Annotated in this window: 10 protein-coding genes and 4 pseudogenes; 6 read left to right on the top strand and 8 right to left on the bottom strand. The window is 62.2% G+C overall.

Annotated elements, in window-relative coordinates; translation table 11 throughout:
- Position 1: 1 nt before the first annotated feature.
- From JQ558_RS25210 to JQ558_RS25190, 5 genes are read right to left on the bottom strand one after another with little or no spacing between them, the layout of a single operon-like run.
- Positions 2-874: a branched-chain amino acid ABC transporter permease gene (locus tag JQ558_RS25210; RefSeq protein ID WP_212275141.1), complete on the bottom strand. Its 873-nt coding sequence runs from the start codon at positions 872-874 to the stop codon at positions 2-4.
- Positions 874-2,808 carry a long-chain fatty acid--CoA ligase gene (locus JQ558_RS25205; protein WP_212295492.1) on the bottom strand — a complete coding sequence of 645 codons (1,935 nt, stop codon included), beginning with the start codon at positions 2,806-2,808 and terminating at the stop codon, positions 874-876. The genes JQ558_RS25210 and JQ558_RS25205 overlap by 1 nt, the downstream gene beginning before the upstream one ends.
- A complete protein-coding gene (locus tag JQ558_RS25200) occupies positions 2,808-3,602 on the bottom strand; it encodes an ABC transporter ATP-binding protein (protein WP_212208341.1) in 795 nt (264 codons plus the stop codon). The genes JQ558_RS25205 and JQ558_RS25200 overlap by 1 nt, the downstream gene beginning before the upstream one ends.
- Entirely contained in the window at positions 3,599-4,453 is an 855-nt protein-coding gene (locus JQ558_RS25195) for an ABC transporter ATP-binding protein (RefSeq protein ID WP_212275143.1), read from the bottom strand. The genes JQ558_RS25200 and JQ558_RS25195 overlap by 4 nt, the downstream gene beginning before the upstream one ends.
- 5 nt (positions 4,454-4,458) lie before the next feature.
- On the bottom strand, positions 4,459-5,772 hold the full coding sequence (locus JQ558_RS25190; RefSeq protein ID WP_212295491.1) for an NAD(P)/FAD-dependent oxidoreductase: 1,314 nt from the start codon (positions 5,770-5,772) through the stop codon (positions 4,459-4,461).
- A 234-nt stretch (positions 5,773-6,006) separates the two neighbouring features.
- Here JQ558_RS25190 and JQ558_RS25185 point away from each other — a divergent pair, with 234 nt between their 5' ends.
- On the top strand, positions 6,007-6,642 hold the full coding sequence (locus tag JQ558_RS25185; protein ID WP_212275145.1) for a TetR/AcrR family transcriptional regulator: 636 nt from the start codon (positions 6,007-6,009) through the stop codon (positions 6,640-6,642).
- Positions 6,643-6,912: 270 nt separating this feature from the next.
- Here JQ558_RS25185 and JQ558_RS25180 read toward each other — a convergent pair.
- A pseudogene (locus JQ558_RS25180) lies at positions 6,913-7,116 on the bottom strand (YciI family protein); the annotation flags it as partial.
- Between JQ558_RS25180 and JQ558_RS25175 the strand changes: the two are divergent.
- Both JQ558_RS25175 and JQ558_RS25170 read left to right on the top strand, forming a co-directional pair.
- Positions 7,114-7,863, top strand: a pseudogene (locus tag JQ558_RS25175) (FGGY-family carbohydrate kinase); the annotation flags it as partial. The pseudogenes JQ558_RS25180 and JQ558_RS25175 overlap by 3 nt on opposite strands.
- 3 nt (positions 7,864-7,866) lie before the next feature.
- Positions 7,867-8,404 (top strand): annotated as a pseudogene (locus JQ558_RS25170) (PfkB family carbohydrate kinase); the annotation flags it as partial.
- A gap of 508 nt (positions 8,405-8,912) precedes the next feature.
- Here JQ558_RS25170 and JQ558_RS25165 read toward each other — a convergent pair.
- Complete coding sequence (locus tag JQ558_RS25165) at positions 8,913-9,137, bottom strand: hypothetical protein (protein ID WP_212208357.1); 225 nt, start codon at positions 9,135-9,137, stop codon at positions 8,913-8,915.
- A 344-nt stretch (positions 9,138-9,481) separates the two neighbouring features.
- On the opposite strand from JQ558_RS25165, the gene JQ558_RS25160 reads away from it, so the two are divergent.
- The 3 genes and pseudogenes from JQ558_RS25160 (at position 9,482) to JQ558_RS38390 (ending at position 12,213) form a co-directional block, all read left to right on the top strand.
- Complete coding sequence (locus JQ558_RS25160; RefSeq protein ID WP_212295488.1) at positions 9,482-11,290, top strand: cytochrome P450; 1,809 nt, start codon at positions 9,482-9,484, stop codon at positions 11,288-11,290.
- Positions 11,291-11,504: 214 nt separating this feature from the next.
- A pseudogene (locus JQ558_RS38395) lies at positions 11,505-11,777 on the top strand (nucleoside hydrolase); the annotation flags it as partial.
- Positions 11,778-11,793: 16 nt separating this feature from the next.
- Positions 11,794-12,213 carry a nucleoside hydrolase gene (locus JQ558_RS38390; RefSeq protein WP_409410573.1) on the top strand — a complete coding sequence of 140 codons (420 nt, stop codon included), beginning with the start codon at positions 11,794-11,796 and terminating at the stop codon, positions 12,211-12,213.
- Positions 12,214-12,456: 243 nt separating this feature from the next.
- On the opposite strand, the gene JQ558_RS25150 is transcribed toward JQ558_RS38390, so the two are convergent.
- Positions 12,457-16,458, bottom strand: a complete 4,002-nt coding sequence (locus JQ558_RS25150) for a BTAD domain-containing putative transcriptional regulator (protein WP_212295486.1) — start codon at positions 16,456-16,458, stop codon at positions 12,457-12,459.
- Positions 16,459-16,676: the final 218 nt, after the last annotated feature.

The following is a 16,676-nucleotide window of genomic DNA, read 5'->3' as shown; positions in this document are numbered from 1 at the left end:
CTCAAACCCTCTCGATGTCGCGTTCGCCGAAGATGCCGAACGGGCGGATCATCAGCACCACGATGATCATCGCAAAGCCGGCGACTTCCTTCATGCCGGAGCCGAGGTAGCCGCCGGCGAGATTCTCGGTGATGCCGATCAGGAGGCCGCCGAGACCGGATCCAAGCACGGCGTCGAGACCGCCGAGGATAGTGGCCGGAAACGCCTTCAGCCCGAGTTGGAACATCGCCGGCGACAGGTCATAAGACAGCGCAAAGAACACGCCGCCGATTCCGGCGATGACGGACGAGGCGGCCCAGGCCAGCGCATGGACCCGGGTCGCGCTGATACCCATCAGGAGCGCGGTGCGGTCATCTGCGGCGACGGCGCGCATCGCGACGCCGATCTTGCTGTAGCGGAAGAACGCCCATATTGCGGCGAGCAGCAGGAGGAGCGTGGCGATGACGGCAATCTGCCCGGTCCGCACGCCGATCGAGCCGATCCGCACGATGGTGCGTCCGAAACCGACATCCAGGCCATGCGGATAGGCGTCCCAGATGAAGTTGATCGACGAGCGAAGGATCACGGCCAGGCCGATGGTCACCATGACGGTGGCAAAGACCGGTTCGCCCAGCATCGGCCGCATCACCACGCGCTCGATGACGAGGCCGAGCACGACGGCGGCAACGATCGCGCCGAGCGCCACGACAAACACATTGCCGCTGACCGTGGTCGAGATGGTCCAGGCGATATAGGCCGTGATCATGGTCATTTCGCCCTGCGCGAAATTGACCAGGCCGGTTGACTTGTAGATCACTGCAAAGCCCATCGCGATCAGGCCATAGATGGCGCCGATCGCCAGGCCGGATATCAGGAGCTGCATGAAGTACTGCATCAGACCTCCGCCTGGTAGATGATGGCGAGTTCGCGCGCGAACTTTTTCTCGATCATGGCGCGGCGCACCTTCTGCGTGGCGGTGAGTTCGCCGTCGTCATGATCGAGTTCTTTCTCCAGGATGGCGAAGCGGCGAATATTCTCGACGCGTGCGAAGCGCTTGTTGGTCTCGTTGACGATACGCTCGACCAGGTCATGCACCTCTGTCAGATGCGACAGCGATTTGTAGTTGGTGTAGGCCAACGCCTTGTCGCGGGCCCAGCGGCCGACATTGTCGAAATCGACCTGGATGATGGCGCCGAGATATTTTTTGGCCTCGCCGACCACGATCGCTTCCTTGATGAACTCGCTGTCCTTCAGCGCGTTCTCGATCTCTGAAGGTGCGATGTTCTTGCCGCCGGCGGTGATGATGATCGCCTTCTTGCGGTCGACCACGGTAATCTCGCCATTGTCCATGACCTCGACGATGTCGCCGGTGCGCAGCCAACCGGCGGAATCGAGCGTCGCGGTAGAGGCCTTCTCGTCGAGGAAATAGCCTTTGAAGACGCCGGGATTGCGCAGCAGGATCTCGCCGTCGCTGTCGAGTTTCCATTCGGTGTGGAGCAGGGGCAGGCCGCAGCCGCCGAGCCGGTGATGGCTCCCGGTCTGGATGAAAGCGACGCCGCCGCTTTCGGTCAGTCCATAGCCCTGCGACACCGGGCGGCCGACGATGTCGAAGAAGCGTAGCGTCTCCGGCGAGATCGACGCGCCGGCGCACAGACGATGGCGGCTGCGGGCAAAGCCGAGATGGCGCTGGATGTTGCGGAACAGCAGGACGTAAAGCAGCGCATAGCTGAGGCGATCGAGCCATGTAGTGGTCCCGGCCTGCCGGCGGTCCGACAGTTTGCGACCCCAGGCCAGGCAGGCTTTGACAAAGCGCTGGCGCAGCCGGCCGCTCTCGCCGAGCCGGAACAGAAAGCCCTGCTGCAGCTTTTCGTAAATGCGGGGAACGCCCACAAAGAACGTCGGCGCGATCTCGCGGATATTGAGTGCGACGGTGTCGATCGATTCCGCAAAGCTGACGGCGCCGCCGAGCACCAGATGTGTCACCTCGCCATAGCAACGCTCGGCCACATGGCACAGCGGCAGGTAGCTCACCGCCTCGAACGGCTTGTCTGATATCCCGACGGCTTCGGCGTAGATGTAGGCGGCATAGACCAGATTGCGGTGCGTCAGCATCGCGCCCTTGGGCGGGCCTGTCGTGCCCGACGTATAGACCAGGATGGAGACGTCGTCGGGCGAGGACTGCGAAATCAGGCGATCGAGCACCGCATTGGCGTCGGGGTTTCCCAGCGCATAAGCCCGGCCGCGCTGGCACAGGGCTTCGAACGACATCAGCTGCGATTGCCGGTATTGCCGGAGGCCCTTCATGTCAACGCAAACCACGGCTTCGAGCGCCGGCAGGCCGTCATTGTTGGCCAGCGCGTCCAGCACCTTGTCGGTCTGTTCCTGATCACCCGTAATGACCACCCGCGCACCTGAGTGACGGACGATGTATTGCAGCTCGACCCACGGATTGGTCGGATAGATTCCGACCGCGACCGCGCCGATCATCTGGACGCCGAGATCGGCGTAAAACCATTCCGGCGTGTTCTCGCCGGCGATCGCGACGCGGTCGCCCGGCTTGATCCCGAGCGCGAGCAGCCCGAGGGCCACCGAACGCGCGGTCTCGTAATAATGGTTCCAGGAATAGGGATTCCAGATGCCGTATTCCTTTTCGCGCAGCGCGAGCTGGGCGCCATGCATCGCGGCGCGCTGGCGCAGCAATTGCGGAATGGTGATCGAGGCGGACTTCAGCGCAGTCCGCAACGAGCCGGCGTCGTGCGCGGACGACGTTCGCGCTGCATCTGATGGCGTCGCGGAGTGCTCGGTTCGCAGGGTTTCGATCACAGACATCACGCGCCCGCCTGTGCTGCGGCTTCCGCGCGATGCCCGCCGAGATAGGCCTCGGTCACCGCCGGATCGCGCCGCACTTCGGCGGGCGTACCTTCGGCGATCTTGCGTCCGAAATTCAGCACATGCACGCGGTCGGAAATATCCATCACGATCCGCATCTCGTGCTCGATCATCAACACGGTGATGCCGAGATCGTCGCGGATATCGAGCACAAAGCGCGCGATGTCCTCGGTCTCCTCCTGGTTCATGCCCGAGACCATTTCGTCGAGCAGCAGCAGTTTCGGCTCGCAGGCCAGCGCCCGCGCCAGTTCGACACGTTTCTGCTGGCCGTAGGACAGCGTGCCGACAATGGCGTCGCGGATGTGCTCGATTTCGAGGAATTCAACGATGTGCTCGACCCGCTGCCGAGCTTCGATCTCCTCGCGCCGGGTGCGGCCGAGGAAGAACACGGCATCGAGCACGTTGGAGCGCAGATGGGTGTGACGGCCGGTCAGGATGTTCTCGACCACGGTGCCGTGCTTGAACAGCGCAAGGTTCTGAAAGGTGCGGCCGATCCCGATCGCGGCGAAGCGCGACGGCGAGACGGTCGCAAGATCGACGCCGTCGAACAGGATGTGGCCGCCGCTCGGCCGCAGCACGCCGGAGATCATGTTGAACAGCGTGGTCTTGCCGGCACCGTTCGGGCCTATCACGCTGCAGATTTCGCCTGATGTCACGTCGAGACTGACATCGGCAACCGCTTGCAGGCCGCCAAAACGCTTGCTGAGGTTTTTGACACTGAGCAGGGAGGTCACGACAGCCACCGTTTGCGCCGCTTGTAATGCTTGACGTCGCGGAGGCTCTTGCGCCCCGAATTGGAGACGCCGAGATAGAATTCCTGCACGTCCTCGTTCGACGCCAGCTTCTGCGCCGTGCCGTCGAGCACGACGCGGCCAGTCTCCAGGATATAGGCGTAGTCGGCGATATCGAGCGCCCGCTGCGCGTTCTGCTCGACCAGCAGCACTGTCATCTTCATCTCGTCGCGCAGTTTGGCGATCACCTCATAGATGCGGTCGATGATCAGCGGCGCCAGCCCAAGCGAGGGCTCATCGAGCGCGAGCAGCACGGGATCGGTCATCAAGGCGCGGCCGATCGCCAGCATCTGCTGCTCGCCGCCGGACATGTAGCCCGCGATCTGGTCGCGCCGTTCGTACAGGCGCGGGAACAGCGCGAACACTTTCTCGCGCCGCTCGCGTGCTTCGGCTGTCGTCCTGGTGTAGCCGCCCATCTGCAGGTTTTCGTCGATGGTCAACGCCGGAAACACCCGGCGACCCTCCGGAACCTGAACGATGCCGCGCCGGACAAGTTCATCGGGCGGCAGACGATGCACTTCCTCGCTACGGAATCGGATGGCGCCGTTCTCGATCACGCCTTCCTCGGTGTAGAGGATCCCCGACATCGCCTTCAGCAAGGTCGACTTGCCGGCGCCATTGGAGCCGAGCAGGGCGACGATGCCGCCTTCGGGAACGGCAATGCTGACGTCGCGGATCGCCTCGATGGCGTTGTCGTAGACGATGCGGACGTTGCGGAATTCGAGCAGACATGATGGATCGGGTGCTGCGTGAACGCCCCCAAGATCGACTTTTGCCGGAATCGTCGTTGGCATCGCGCTCACACCCGACTCGATTGTGGCAGGCGCGGCCGCTGCGCCAGGATCGCATCGGTGACGAGTTTTGCGGTCTCGGCGCAGGCTTGCGTGCCGCCATTGCCATACTGCTTGACGGCGTCGCCGACGCACCACAGGCCGTCGATGCCGGTCTCGCGCGGCAGATCGTATCCGGCGCAGCTGCGCTGGGCCGGCCAATCGTCGCGCATGACGCGGATCGAGAGGATGTTGGCCTGCGCAAAATTCGGGAATTGCTCGCGCAAATCCATCAGCGCCAGCTCGACTTCGGCGTCGGAATCGAAATCACCGAGCGCCGGGATTGGCACGGCGTAGGCGACGTAGAGATGCCAGCCCGGTGGTGCGAGTTCGGGGCAGGTCGCGGTGAGATTGGCCATGTTGCAGAGACGACGGGTCTTGCCGAAGGTCACGATACCGGGATGGGAGATCAGCGGCTCCCGGCTTGCGATATTGATAACGATATTGGCGGCGGGCCTTAAGCCGCTGCGCACCTGCTGGACATAGGCGGGCGGGAAGGCGGCCTCGCCGCCAAGCGCGAGCGTGGCCTTCGGGCCTGCATTGCTGATGACGAGATCGGTCTCGATCCGCACCCTTTGACCGCCGCGAACAACCGTGACGCCTTCAACGCGGCCGTCGGCCGTATGGATCTGCACCGCCGGGGTCGACAGCCAGATATCGCCATTGCGCTTGATCGCAGTTCCGAGTGCGTTCCAGACGCCGATCGTGCCCTGCGGGCAGAAGCCAAAGCGCTTGAAAGCGCCCTTGCTGGTGAAATAGGTCAGGAAGGCGCGCGCCGGCAGTTCGGCTGCATTGCAGGCGAAGATCGCCGCGCAAAGATTGCGAAAGATCGCGTGCACTGAGGCGTTGCTGGTGTAGGTCTTGAGCCAGTCCTCGGTCGATTGCCGACCGTCCGGAAGGTTGCCGGAGCGGGCGTCGGCGAATTTCTCCAGAATGCGCGATGCCTGTTTTGTCAGTTGCCCCAGCAGCAGCGACCAGCCGCCGCGTCCGACATCGATCAGCTTGCCGTCGATGAAGAAGGAACTGGCGGGCTCGGGGGTGCGGATATCGAGTGGCGCACCGACGGTATTAAAGGTCTCCTCGAATACCCCGCCGAGTTCGATGGCGATAGCGCCGATATTGATGGTGAAGCCGTCGATCTGTTCGGTCGAAGCCCGCCCGCCGATCCGATCCTTGTCATCGACGACGATTGTATGAAGCCCGGCATGGGAAAGGCGAGCCGCGGCGCAAAGCCCGCCGGCACCAGCCCCGATCACGACAGCATTCGCCCGAACGACCGTCATTCCACCTCCCAAAACCGCTGCACGGTTTGATCCGGGCTGTCCTTGATTTGGATCATTCTATTATAATCCGACTGGCCGTTCAAATAATTTTTTGCGATAAGGGGGATGTGGTCGATCGGCCGCAGGCCCTTGCAGGCCCGGCCGATGCATCGAGATGTGAAAAAGGGCTGCTGAATCAGCTAAGCATGTCCTTGGGAATACGAGCTAAAGCTGAATGGAAGCGGACAATATCCGATGGCGCGAACACGCTCTGAGAACTACGACGGCATCCATCTCGGCATTTTAACCAATGCCGCCCGGCTGTTTTCGGCGCAGGGCTATATGCGCGCCTCGATCGCCGACCTTGCCGATGCCTGCAAGCTGTCGCGCGGCGCGCTCTATCATTATTTCGACTCCAAGGAAGCGATCCTGTTCGCGATCCTGGACGCGCATATCCGGGAAATGATCCAGCATGTCGAAACCGCCGTTGCCGCCGGCGGTCCGACGCTGACGCAGTTTCAAAACGTCATTCGCGCCATCGTCGAGGTCAACGCCAAATCGCCGCATGAGCAGCGCGTACTGATTCACGATCTCTCGTTCCTGAACGAGGACGAACAGCAGGCCATCAAGGATCTCGAGCGGCAGCTGGTCGATATCGTCACCGATCTGCTGGTCAGGCTCGACGCCGAGGGGAGGATCGTCAGGCGCACCAAGAAGATCTACACGATGATCCTGTTCGGCATCATCAACTACACCTACACCTGGTACGACCCCAAGGGTGGGATCGGTCCGCAGGAGTTCGCTGATATGGCGGTCGAATTGTTCCTGCACGGGTTCGTGCCGGGAGGGGCTGGGAAGGCCGTCACGACGAACCGGCGAGAGAAAGCGTAGCTTTGGGCGCGGTAGCCGGTGGGTTGTATACACGACGGATGAACGACTATTCCTGGTTCGAAGCGACCGTTGATTGGTATGCGATGCGTTCGACAACTCGCCGCAGGACGGCAAAAACGGCGTAGCCAAAGTCCGTCTTGCGTTTCGCTGTGAAGGCGCCCTCAAATTCGGGTAAACGGTCGGGCCAAGGTCGTGCAGGTGGACAAAGGAGGATTGCCGGCACTTTCCCAGCCAACACCAGCTGCATCGTCCAGTTCGATCCGCTCGCGCTCAACCCTGGCGACGACTGAATCCGGTGATCGACACCTTCTCCCAGATGCTCGCCGCGGCAAAGGGATCGGCGCCGTTGAAGGCTTCGACTTCGGCGCGGCTCGGCGCCTCGATCAGGAACAGGCTCCCGATCATGGTCTGACCATCGTCGGAAACGAGCGGGCCGGACATCACGATCTTGACGCCGTAGCGTGAGGTGTCCCCTATTATTCGGGGATGGTGCCGGACTTCTGGCTCAACGAGGGCGGACAGTCCGCTGCAGGAGCGGCGATCGATCAACTCGTCAAGTCGCATCCTGCCCATGGCGAGGCCATTGCAGCGGCGCGTGCGGTCGGCATGGAGATCCCGGAATTTCTCGAACGGCGCGTCGTCTCGCGCGTGGCAAGCTTGGGCGAGGCGGCAATGTTCGCCCGTGACATCCACGTTCTGCCCGAATTTCTCTGCAACCGGTCACCCTTCGCCGATCCTTATTCCCGCGCGGTCGTTGCCGGGATGGATCTCGACGCCGATATTGGTTCGATGGAGCGGCTGTTCGTGGCTGGGCTCTGCGGCCTTGCCTATGGCTTGGCGGATGTGGTCGATGCTTTTCGGGCGCTCGGCGTCGACAGCGACATGATGGTGATCAGCGGCGGCGCGGGACGAAGCCCGCTGGTCCGCCAGATCATGGCGGATACGACGGGCCTGGCCGTTGCGGTGCCGGAAACACCGGAGCCCGTCCTGCTGGGTGCGGCCATGCTGGGCGCGGTGGCGGCCAAATCCCGCGGATCGATCGGTGAGGCCATGGCCGCGATGTCGGCGATCGGCCGGCTGAGCGAGCCGACCGCGTCCGCAATGACGGACTTCCATCGCAGCAAGCGAAAGGTTCATGGACTAATGCGAACCTTCGATCGGGAGAGCCGCGCGACCATGCAGGGGACGTCATCGATCGCCGGGTTTGAAACGAAAAGCTGAGCCATGCTGCTGACTTGCGGAGATGCGTTGGTTGATTTCCTTCCCGTCACATCCACTGACGGACGCGATGCGAGCGTTCCGGTTGCCGGTGGCTCCTGTCTCAACACCGCCGGCATGGCTCGCCTCGGCGCGCCGGCGGGGTTCGTGGGCGGCATTTCGACCGATCTTTTCGGACGCATCATTGCCGACCACGCGCTTGGTTCCGGGGTTGACCTTCGCTATGCGACGCGCAGCGAGAATCAGACGACGCTTGCGTTCGTCCGTCACGTGGGGGGGCGAGCCGCAGTATGCGTTCTATGACGAGCCGACGGCGTCCCGACACTGGACCTATCGGCAGAGCTCCATCCCCTTCGACAAGATCGAAGCAATCCATGTCGGATCGACGACCCCTACGGATGAACACGGGGCGCGCCAGGCGCTCGCCTTACTCAAGGATGGACGCGGAGCGGTGACTATCTCGTTCGATCCGAATTGCAGGCCTAAGCTGGTGAAGGACAAGGCCGGCTATGTCGAGCGAATGAACGCATTTGCCGGGATCGCCGGCCAAATGGGTTGAGACGAGATTTTAGGTCTTTCGTTCTCGTTCCTGACCCGGCGCAAAATGAGCTTGCGCTGGTGTCGAAAATTCGACTCCGTGGCAATCAACATCCTCCTGGCAGTTCTTCTCCCCGCATATTGCACGCCTATCCGCCGCTGAGGCGTGACGCGACTTGTGTTGGGGGACAAGTTGGGTGATGCCTTATATCGTTTCGGGCAACGTGAGGAAGCCGGCGACGGGCTTCTCGTCGGTTATACTATTTGCGCGAAAATAGTATAACCGACCGTCCAGCATGCAATTTCGTCTAGTTTGGAGGGGGCACGTTCGCTGTTCCATTCCATTGAGAGAGTAATAAACCACTGAAATATAGAGACCTACCGTTTTTCCGTCGCCCCGATGATGGACTGGAACGAGAGTTTAGCTTTTTCAATTGGTTAGAAGGTCGCGTGTGCACGATGTGTGCACCGGGAGATCAAAGAATATCTAGCAACAACCAGCGCGAGCAGGTCAACTATCGGTGCTTCAGCAATAAAGGTTCCCAGAAAAACCGTGAAGCTTCGGCTTGCGCTTCGTGCAGGCCGATGCCGATATCTCGGAGAAAATCGGGCTTGTCTCTGAGATCCGCGCGCAACTCTGCCCTGAAACAGACTCGCTGCCACCACGTGGCAGGCAGGCTGAAGATCGCACCGGGGCGCAGATGATCGTTGCCTGATTCGAACTGTAGATAGGCGCGCATGGTGGTACTCCGATTTTGCGACCGGGACGTCCCGGCACATCATTGCGTGACACCAATTGAAGCCTGTCGCCGTCGTCGCTGACGTTAGTCGGGTGTTACGGAAGCGTTACTTCTGCCCGATGCCCCGTGAAAAGGCAGGGTAGGAGGCGCGATGAGCGGATCGATCGCGCCACAATCGATCTGCCGACGTCGCGGCCTTGCGCCGGCGGTGGTGGATCGAGTTCTGGCGCCTTCAATCAGAAAGAATGCTCAGAAGGCGGGTTCTGCACTTTTCCCGGTTTTCCGGGCAAAAAGTAACGCCGCTGTCACGCCGGGCTAACGCCGGCAACGACAGGCTTCGAGTGATGTCGCCCGACGATGTGACGGATATCCCGTCTCAAAAATCGGACGACGATCATGCGCCCGCATCACACTGTCGCTGTCGTGACCATTCTTCCGGCCGGAATCGGCTTGAAGCGCTTCTTCGCTGCGGCGACCCGGCAATGAAGAACACGGTAGGCCTTCTGAAGTCATACGAATTCATCTATGGCTTCGCAGTTGCCATCGTGCTCGTTGCCTCCGGTTTAGCCATCGCGGCCGGCTTGTCCTTTCGCCAACCCTGGTTCTTCGCAGCGCTGGCGCCATTTGGGCTGCTGGCTCTTTGTGTGGCTCTCCGGTGGCGCGAGTTTCGGCGATACGCCCACATTCCCGGTCCGAAGCCTTCGTTCTTCCTGGGTAGTCTCAGATCTCTGCTGCTCCACGAACATGGCGCCCGCGATCGGGCGCTGGTGGAGCTGCATCGGTTGTACGGCCCGGTCGTGAGGGTCCACATGGCGTGGGGCAACACGCCGTTCGTTTCGCTTTCCGTGGCGCCGAAGGAACTCGGGCAGAAGGACATGGATTCGAACCGGGTCGCCGACAACACCGTGCTTCCCCGAAGCTTGATGGGACTGAAGCGGGGGGAGAGGCACACGGCGCATCGGCAGCAGATGAACCCGCACTTTACGCCGAAGGCGGTACAGCAGGGCGCTTGCCGTCTGGAGGAGGTTTCGACGCTCTACCTTCGGACCTGGCGATCCGGCAACACGCGGCATGACAGCCTTAAGGCGGACCTGCATCACTGGAGCGCCAATAGCCTGGGCTCTTTCCTCTGCGGCGAGGAGTGGGAGTCGCGGACCGACCTCTCGGTGTATTTGGCGGCGGTCGGAGAGCTCGAGGAAGCGATCAGCTTTCGGGCGTTTCATTCTTTCTTCGTGCGATGGCTCTTCCCGGTCCGGGCAAGCCGGGCGAGAATCGCGTATCGTTACCTCTTCGACCATCTTGAGGCTGCGTTGGAGCGACGGCTGCAACGGCGTTTGAAGCCGGGAGAGGGCGAAGGGCCGCGGGAGGATGCGCTGGGAAGGCTCGTCAACCTGAAGCTCGATCCGTCAGGCGGCAAGGCCAGTTGGAGTCACGAGGAGTGCGTCGAGGAGTTGATCTCGCTCGTCGCGGGCGGCACCGACGCCATGAGCTACACGATGGCCCAGGCGCTCAATCTGCTTTCTCGCAACCCGGATGTGCAGGGCGAGGCCCGGGCCCGGGTGCTTCGGGCCGGAGATGCGGGCAAGAGTGCAGGGGACCCCTTCGTGCTGAACATCCTCCACGAAACGATGCGCCTCTTTCCGCCTGTTCCGTTCAGCTCGAAGATCTCCGAGACCCGGTCAATGGAGGTGGAGGGCGTCAATATCCCGGCCAAGACGAACGTGATGTGGATTAAGACGGCTGTGGGCCTGAACGAGGCATGCTTCGCGGACGCGCGCCTGTTCAACCCGTGCCGTTTCGCCGCGGGACCAACCGGCGAGCGGCCCGCAGAGTCCATCGCGAGTGCCATGCCGTTTGGCGCGGGAGCACGTCACTGCATCGGGCGCCACCAGGCGGAGTACCTGCTGACATACTTCCTGAGCGCGGTGCTTCGCGAGTTCGAACTGGTCCCGATGTCCGACGTCGCCGTGACCTTTTCGGCCACGGTCTCGGTAACGCCCTCCGCGGTGCCGGTGCGGCTCGTTCCACGGCAGGTCGCGAGCAGGCGCGAAGCAGGTATCGAGCACATGATTAGCCAATTCGCTGATGGCGCGTTGAGACTCAATCGCGATCCCGCCATCGGATGCCCGGCACGGCTCAGCGCCGCGCCTTGACTTAATTGCGCTACTGACACCCACGTACGGTGGAAGTTGGTGTCCAGGAGCTGCGCGCGTCGCGGCATATGACGCAGGCATCCGATCCAATCGGCAGGATCACGTCCTGTTCAACTCAGCCTCATGAGAGCACACCGATGGCCAATCCGCTCACGCTCTTGGGTTTGACTTCGCAGTTGACTTGGTTCCAAGTTTCGCTGACTTGGGCGCTACCATGCGCGCACCGCATGTAACCCCTGTTTCAGTCTTGCCTGGAAAGCCGCTTATGCTTATCAATGAGCCTGAAATCAATCTTTCCGCAGTATTGATCGATTGCGATCCGGGCTGGGACGACGCACTCGCGCTGGTCCTTTTGCTCGCTAAGATCGGCGGTCCCAATGTAATCGGCGTAACCACGGTATACGGCAATGGCACACTCAGTCAAAGCACAGAGAACGCGAGACGCCTGACCGCATATTGCGGCAAACCTTCGCTCAAGGTCTATTCCGGCTCCGAGTCAATCGATGTCACCATGGAGTGGAAAACTTCCTTCTCCCGCGCAACCGAGTTCAATCCTGCAGAATTTACCCGACATGGGGCCATTGAGTCCGGACAATGCCGTCGATTTCATCCTGTCAGCCGCGAACCAGTTTGGACCGTCTTTGACGATCCTTGCGACAGGCCCGCTGACGAACATCGCCAAAGCTGTTCAGCGGAGCCCGGACGATATGAGGAAGGTCGGCCATCTCTTAGTCGTTGGTGGAGCATTCAAGACCGGCGAGTTCAATTTTCGCAGCGACCCAAAAGCCGCCGGCTTAACGATCAATTCGTTTTTGAACACAATTCTTATTCCGTTGGAAACATGCGAGCAGGCGAAGAGTCCGCCAGGTTTCCTGGCCGGCCTGAGGGATAAGGGGCCCTTTGCAAGATTTTATTCCGATTAATCGAAGAGCAAGTAACAGCGAAAAATCCAGGCGCGACCGAGGGTCTTTATGATCAGCTTGGCGCACTGTGTGTGCTCGCCCCTCGCATATTCACCACAGAGCGACATCCGATTTGCATCGACCCTTCCAACGGCAGCGTCATCCTATTACCTGAGCACCAGATGGGCCCGACCGCACTCATGCGGAGTCCATCGACCTCGACATGGCATACCGAGTACTGTCGTGGAGATTGTCCAGTTGAGCCTACGCCAAATCGCCGAGCAGCACTTTGGCCTCTATGAGATCGCGCATATCGAAGCCTTCGGTAAACCAACTATAGACGGGGGCCAGCAGTTCACGCGCTTCGGCGCGGCGGCCTCGCTTATCCCATAGGCGTGCCAAGCTCGTGGCGGCGCGGAGTTCCCACATGCGCGCATGCTGGTTACGCGCGACCACTAACGCCCGCAACAGCGCCGACTCACCGTCTCCCGTCATCCCCAGCTCAAGGAGCACTTCACCGCGCCGGCGATGGAGCTCAGCCTCGAACAGTCGTTCCTGTGTCTTCTCTACCATCATGATTGCCTGGTCGAGCAAGTCGAGCGAGCCATCCAATGCTCCGACGCTTGCGTGAGCGGTAGCCAGATGCCCAAGACGCATCGCCGCGCCCAGCTTGACGTCAAATTCTCTCTCGGCTGTCTTGGCCGCTTGCATGACCTCAATCCCGTCTCGTGGATCGCCTCGGCGAGACATTAGGATGCCAGAATAGAACCGCGCCCAAGGTTCGTACGCCTTGTAGTGCTTGGCGCAGTGAGCGACGGCTTCGTCGACGTGGGCGGCCTCTGAACAGCTCGCCACTGCTGCCTCCAACTGCGCGGCGCTAACCAGGGCGATACTTACGGCCGCCGCATGTCCGCTTTCGCGAGCTATGGAGAGCCCATGGGCCGAGGCCTGGAGAGCCTGCTCCGGGTATCCCAGCGGCCAAAGCGTCAGTCCAAGGATCGACTGTGCGTTACCCGCACCAAACAAGGTAACATTCGTCGTGGGCTCACGACCGACTGCGTATTGATCGATCGCCTGCTCCAGGCAGCGTCGCGCTTCGGCGAACATCCCCATCCAACACAGCGTTACGCCCGTACTTAGATTTGCGCGACCCAGCATCTCGTCGCTTTGACAGTGCACGACCGCCGCAACAGACTGCCGGGCCAACTCGCGTGCGGCAACGTGGCGTCCCCTGTTGGATTCGACGCGCCAAAGGCCTGTCAAAGCGCTCATCCGCTCGTCCAGAGTGGCGCTCTCATCGAGCAGATCACGGGCGCGGGAGAACAGTCGTAACGTTTCCTCACAGGGCCCTTTAACCGAATAAGTGGCTCGCGCGAGCGCCAAGCAAACTCCTAGCTCTTTGCGATCACGCGCGGGACCGGCAGGCAATCTCGGAATCAGGTTCATCCCGTGCGTCAAGTGCTTGACCGCCTCGATCATGGCTGCGCCCCGTAGCGCGCGTTCACCAGCCTTTTGCCAATATCCGATGGCCGGCTCGACGAGGAGCGCTTCCGCGCAATGATGCGCCAGAATTTCCGGTTGCGACACGGCAGTTTCGGGGAGCCGGTCTTCCAGCGCCTTAACAATGCGCGCGTGCAACAACTGCCGCCGGTTCTTGACCAAGGTGGCGTAGGCGGCGTCCTGCACCAGTGCATGTTTGAACGAGTAAGTTGCTATCGGAGGCGAACCGCTGCGAAAGATGAGACCAGATGCCGTCAGCCGCTCGAGCGCCGCGTCGAGATCGATCGGGGTCATGGCTGACACCGCGGCGATCATCTCGTGGGAGAACTCCCTTCCGATAGCGGCGCCGATCTGCGCCACGTCCTTGACCGCGGCGAGGCGATCGAGGCGCGCCACCAGCGATGCCTGCAGCGTCGCTGGAATGGCGAGTTCCGGCAGCGGCCCGTCGAGCGCATAGCCCTCGTCGGTCTCGCGCAGGACGCCGCTCTCGATCAGCGCGCTGGTCAGTTCCTCGATGAACAGCGGCACGCCATCTGCGCGCGCGAGGACCTGATCGACGACCGCGTCGGGCAGCGCCTTGTCCCTGGCGACGCCGGCAATGATGCCGGCGCTGTCGCGACGGCCGAGGCGGTTCAAGGGCAGCATCGACACATGCGGTTCACCGACCCAGTTCGGCCGAAGCTCCGGCCGCCCCGTGACTACCAGCAGTACCGGCAGGCCGGCGGCACGGGCAACCATCCGTTCGAGCAAATCCTGTGATGTCGGATCAATCCAGTGGGCGTCCTCGACGAGGATCAGCACGGCGCCCTGCGCCGCGGCGCCGACGAGTTGATCGAGAATCGCGGTGAGGGTCATCTCCCGCTTCTGCTGCGGGCCGACCTCCGGGGCCGGATAGCGCTCGTCCGCTGGCACCCCCAACAGTTCGGCGATCAGCGCCACGTCGCGGCGCAGGTTTTTCGCCGTCGGCCTGAGCAGGGCCTCCAATTTGTCGAACTTCGCGCTGGGGTCGCTGCCTGGCTCAAATCCCGCAGCCTGCTCGAGCTGCGTAATCAACGGGTAGAGCGGGCTCTGCGTATGGTGTGGAGAACAGAAATAGCGAAGTCGAGCATGCGGCTCGCCCTCGAGCCTGACCAGCAGGGTTTCAGAAATCCGCGACTTGCCGATGCCGGGCTCTCCGGAGAGCAGCACGACCCGCCCTTCGCCGAGCTTGGCCTGATCCCAGCGGCGCAGCAGCAGCTCGATCTCCTCCTGCCGGCCGACCAGTGCGGACTGCGCACGGGAGCGACGCGCCTCGAAGCGGCTGACGCCGGCGGCTTCGCCGCGCACCTGCCACGCCTCGACCGGCTGCGGCAGGCCCTCCATGTCGATCGCCGCCAAGGCGTGGCAGTCGAACATCCGCCCGACCAGCCGCCACGTGCTGGCCGCAATAACGACCTCGCCCGGCGGTGCCGCGGCCTGCAGCCTCGCCGCCAGGTTCGGCGTCCCGCCGATCGCAACGCGCTTTGCGATATCGCCAGTCCCGAGCTGCTCGCCGACGACGACCAATCCGGTGGCGATGCCGATACGCGCCTGAAGGGGTACGCCGGAACCAGCCTTTAGCGTGCGGACGGTGTCCAGGATCGCAAGGCCGGCGCGCACGGCCTGCTCCGTGTCATGCTCATCGGCCGCAGGGTAGCCGAAATAGACCAGCGCGCCATCACCGAGATACTGGGCGACAAATCCATCGAAGCGCGACACCACATCGTCGATCGCCTCGTGGAAAGCCGTGACCAGTTCCCGCATGTGCTCGGGGTCGAGACGTGCCGAGAGAGCCATCGAATCGACGATGTTGCACGCCATGATCGTGAGCTGTCGTCGCTCGGAACTGCCCGAGCCAAACGCCGCCGCAGCCGATGGCGAATTGCTCAGCGGTATGGCGCTCTCGGCGCCGATCTCCTGCTCGGGGTTGTCCCTCATATCGGCAATAGGCAGCTCCGTCACCGCCGGCAGCGGGGGATTGGCGATCTCCCTGACGGCGGGCGATCCGCTTGCCGATTGCGTGCTGCGTAACCCGGCGACGAGCGACCTGGTCGCCGCATCGGGCTCGGTGTTCAGCTCGCGCCTGAGCAGTGCAACGAGGTCCTGGTAATGCTTGAGCGCCTCGGCCTTGCGTCCCGTGGCGGCCAGCGCCCGAACGATCAGCCGATGGGCGTCTTCGCGCATGTCGTTGAGTACGATGGCGCGCTGGCCGGCCTTCAGAGCCTGTTCGGCGCGGCCGGCGGCCAGCTCCTGTTCGCCAAGCCCCACCATGGCGCCAAGGGCGAGTTCAAGCAATCTCTCACGCTCAGCAGTCAGCCATTCGTTCCAGCGCTCTTCGCCTACGGTAACGTCGTCGATCAACCGGCCCCGGTAGAGATCGGCGGCCGCGCTCAACGCGTCACGGCTGCCGTCACGGACCAGGGCCTCGAACCAGCCGACGTCGCATCGAACGGCCGCCGGATTCAGCGATACGACCTCGCCGTCGCTTTCGAGAGCATCCTCGCCGAGCACCTTGCGCAGCCGGAACAGGGCCTGGCGCAGGTTCTGCTTGGCCTGGGCGTCGAAATGGGAGCCCCACAGCAGCGCCGACAGCTTCTCACGCGACTGCGGACGCGGCGCGTTGCAGGCCAGATAGGCCAACAAGCCGGCAAGCTTCTTGCTCGGCAGATCGACAACGCCCAACGGTCCGGTCAGCTCGAAGCCGCCCAGCAATGAAAGATGAAATATCGGAGACGAAGCGCCGTCCATTGGCGCACGCGAAATTCGCACAGTGATGCCCTTCCAGGGCAGATATTACACGTTTCACGGTCTGCCGAGCAAATTTAACGCCACGGTCACGCCAGGCTAACGCCGATGACGACGGCGGCAGGCTTCAAGTGCTGTCACGCCAGCGGGTGCCGAACATTGCGACCGAAAATCGCCCGTAAGATGCATACGAGTACGACACAACCGTGCAGCACGAAGCC

It is taken from the genome of Bradyrhizobium sp. AUGA SZCCT0160 (genome assembly GCF_018130105.1).
GTDB lineage: Bacteria > Pseudomonadota > Alphaproteobacteria > Rhizobiales > Xanthobacteraceae > Bradyrhizobium.
Note: the sequence above shows the minus strand (reverse complement) of the source record. Positions and strands in the feature narration are given on the sequence as shown.

Excerpts from the sequence above, each read along its gene's own strand:
- JQ558_RS25210 (WP_212275141.1), bottom strand. The coding sequence starts at position 874 with ATGCAGTACTTCATGCAGCTCCTGATATCCGGCCTGGCGATCGGCGCC.
- JQ558_RS25205 (WP_212295492.1), bottom strand. The coding sequence starts at position 2,808 with ATGTCTGTGATCGAAACCCTGCGAACCGAGCACTCCGCGACGCCATCA.
- JQ558_RS25195 (WP_212275143.1), bottom strand. The coding sequence starts at position 4,453 with ATGCCAACGACGATTCCGGCAAAAGTCGATCTTGGGGGCGTTCACGCA.
- JQ558_RS25190 (WP_212295491.1), bottom strand. The coding sequence starts at position 5,772 with ATGACGGTCGTTCGGGCGAATGCTGTCGTGATCGGGGCTGGTGCCGGC.
- JQ558_RS25185 (WP_212275145.1), top strand. The coding sequence starts at position 6,007 with ATGGCGCGAACACGCTCTGAGAACTACGACGGCATCCATCTCGGCATT.
- JQ558_RS25165 (WP_212208357.1), bottom strand. The coding sequence starts at position 9,137 with ATGCGCGCCTATCTACAGTTCGAATCAGGCAACGATCATCTGCGCCCC.
- JQ558_RS25160 (WP_212295488.1), top strand. The coding sequence starts at position 9,482 with ATGTCGCCCGACGATGTGACGGATATCCCGTCTCAAAAATCGGACGAC.
- JQ558_RS38390 (WP_409410573.1), top strand. The coding sequence starts at position 11,794 with ATGTCACCATGGAGTGGAAAACTTCCTTCTCCCGCGCAACCGAGTTCA.
- JQ558_RS25150 (WP_212295486.1), bottom strand. The coding sequence starts at position 16,458 with ATGGACGGCGCTTCGTCTCCGATATTTCATCTTTCATTGCTGGGCGGC.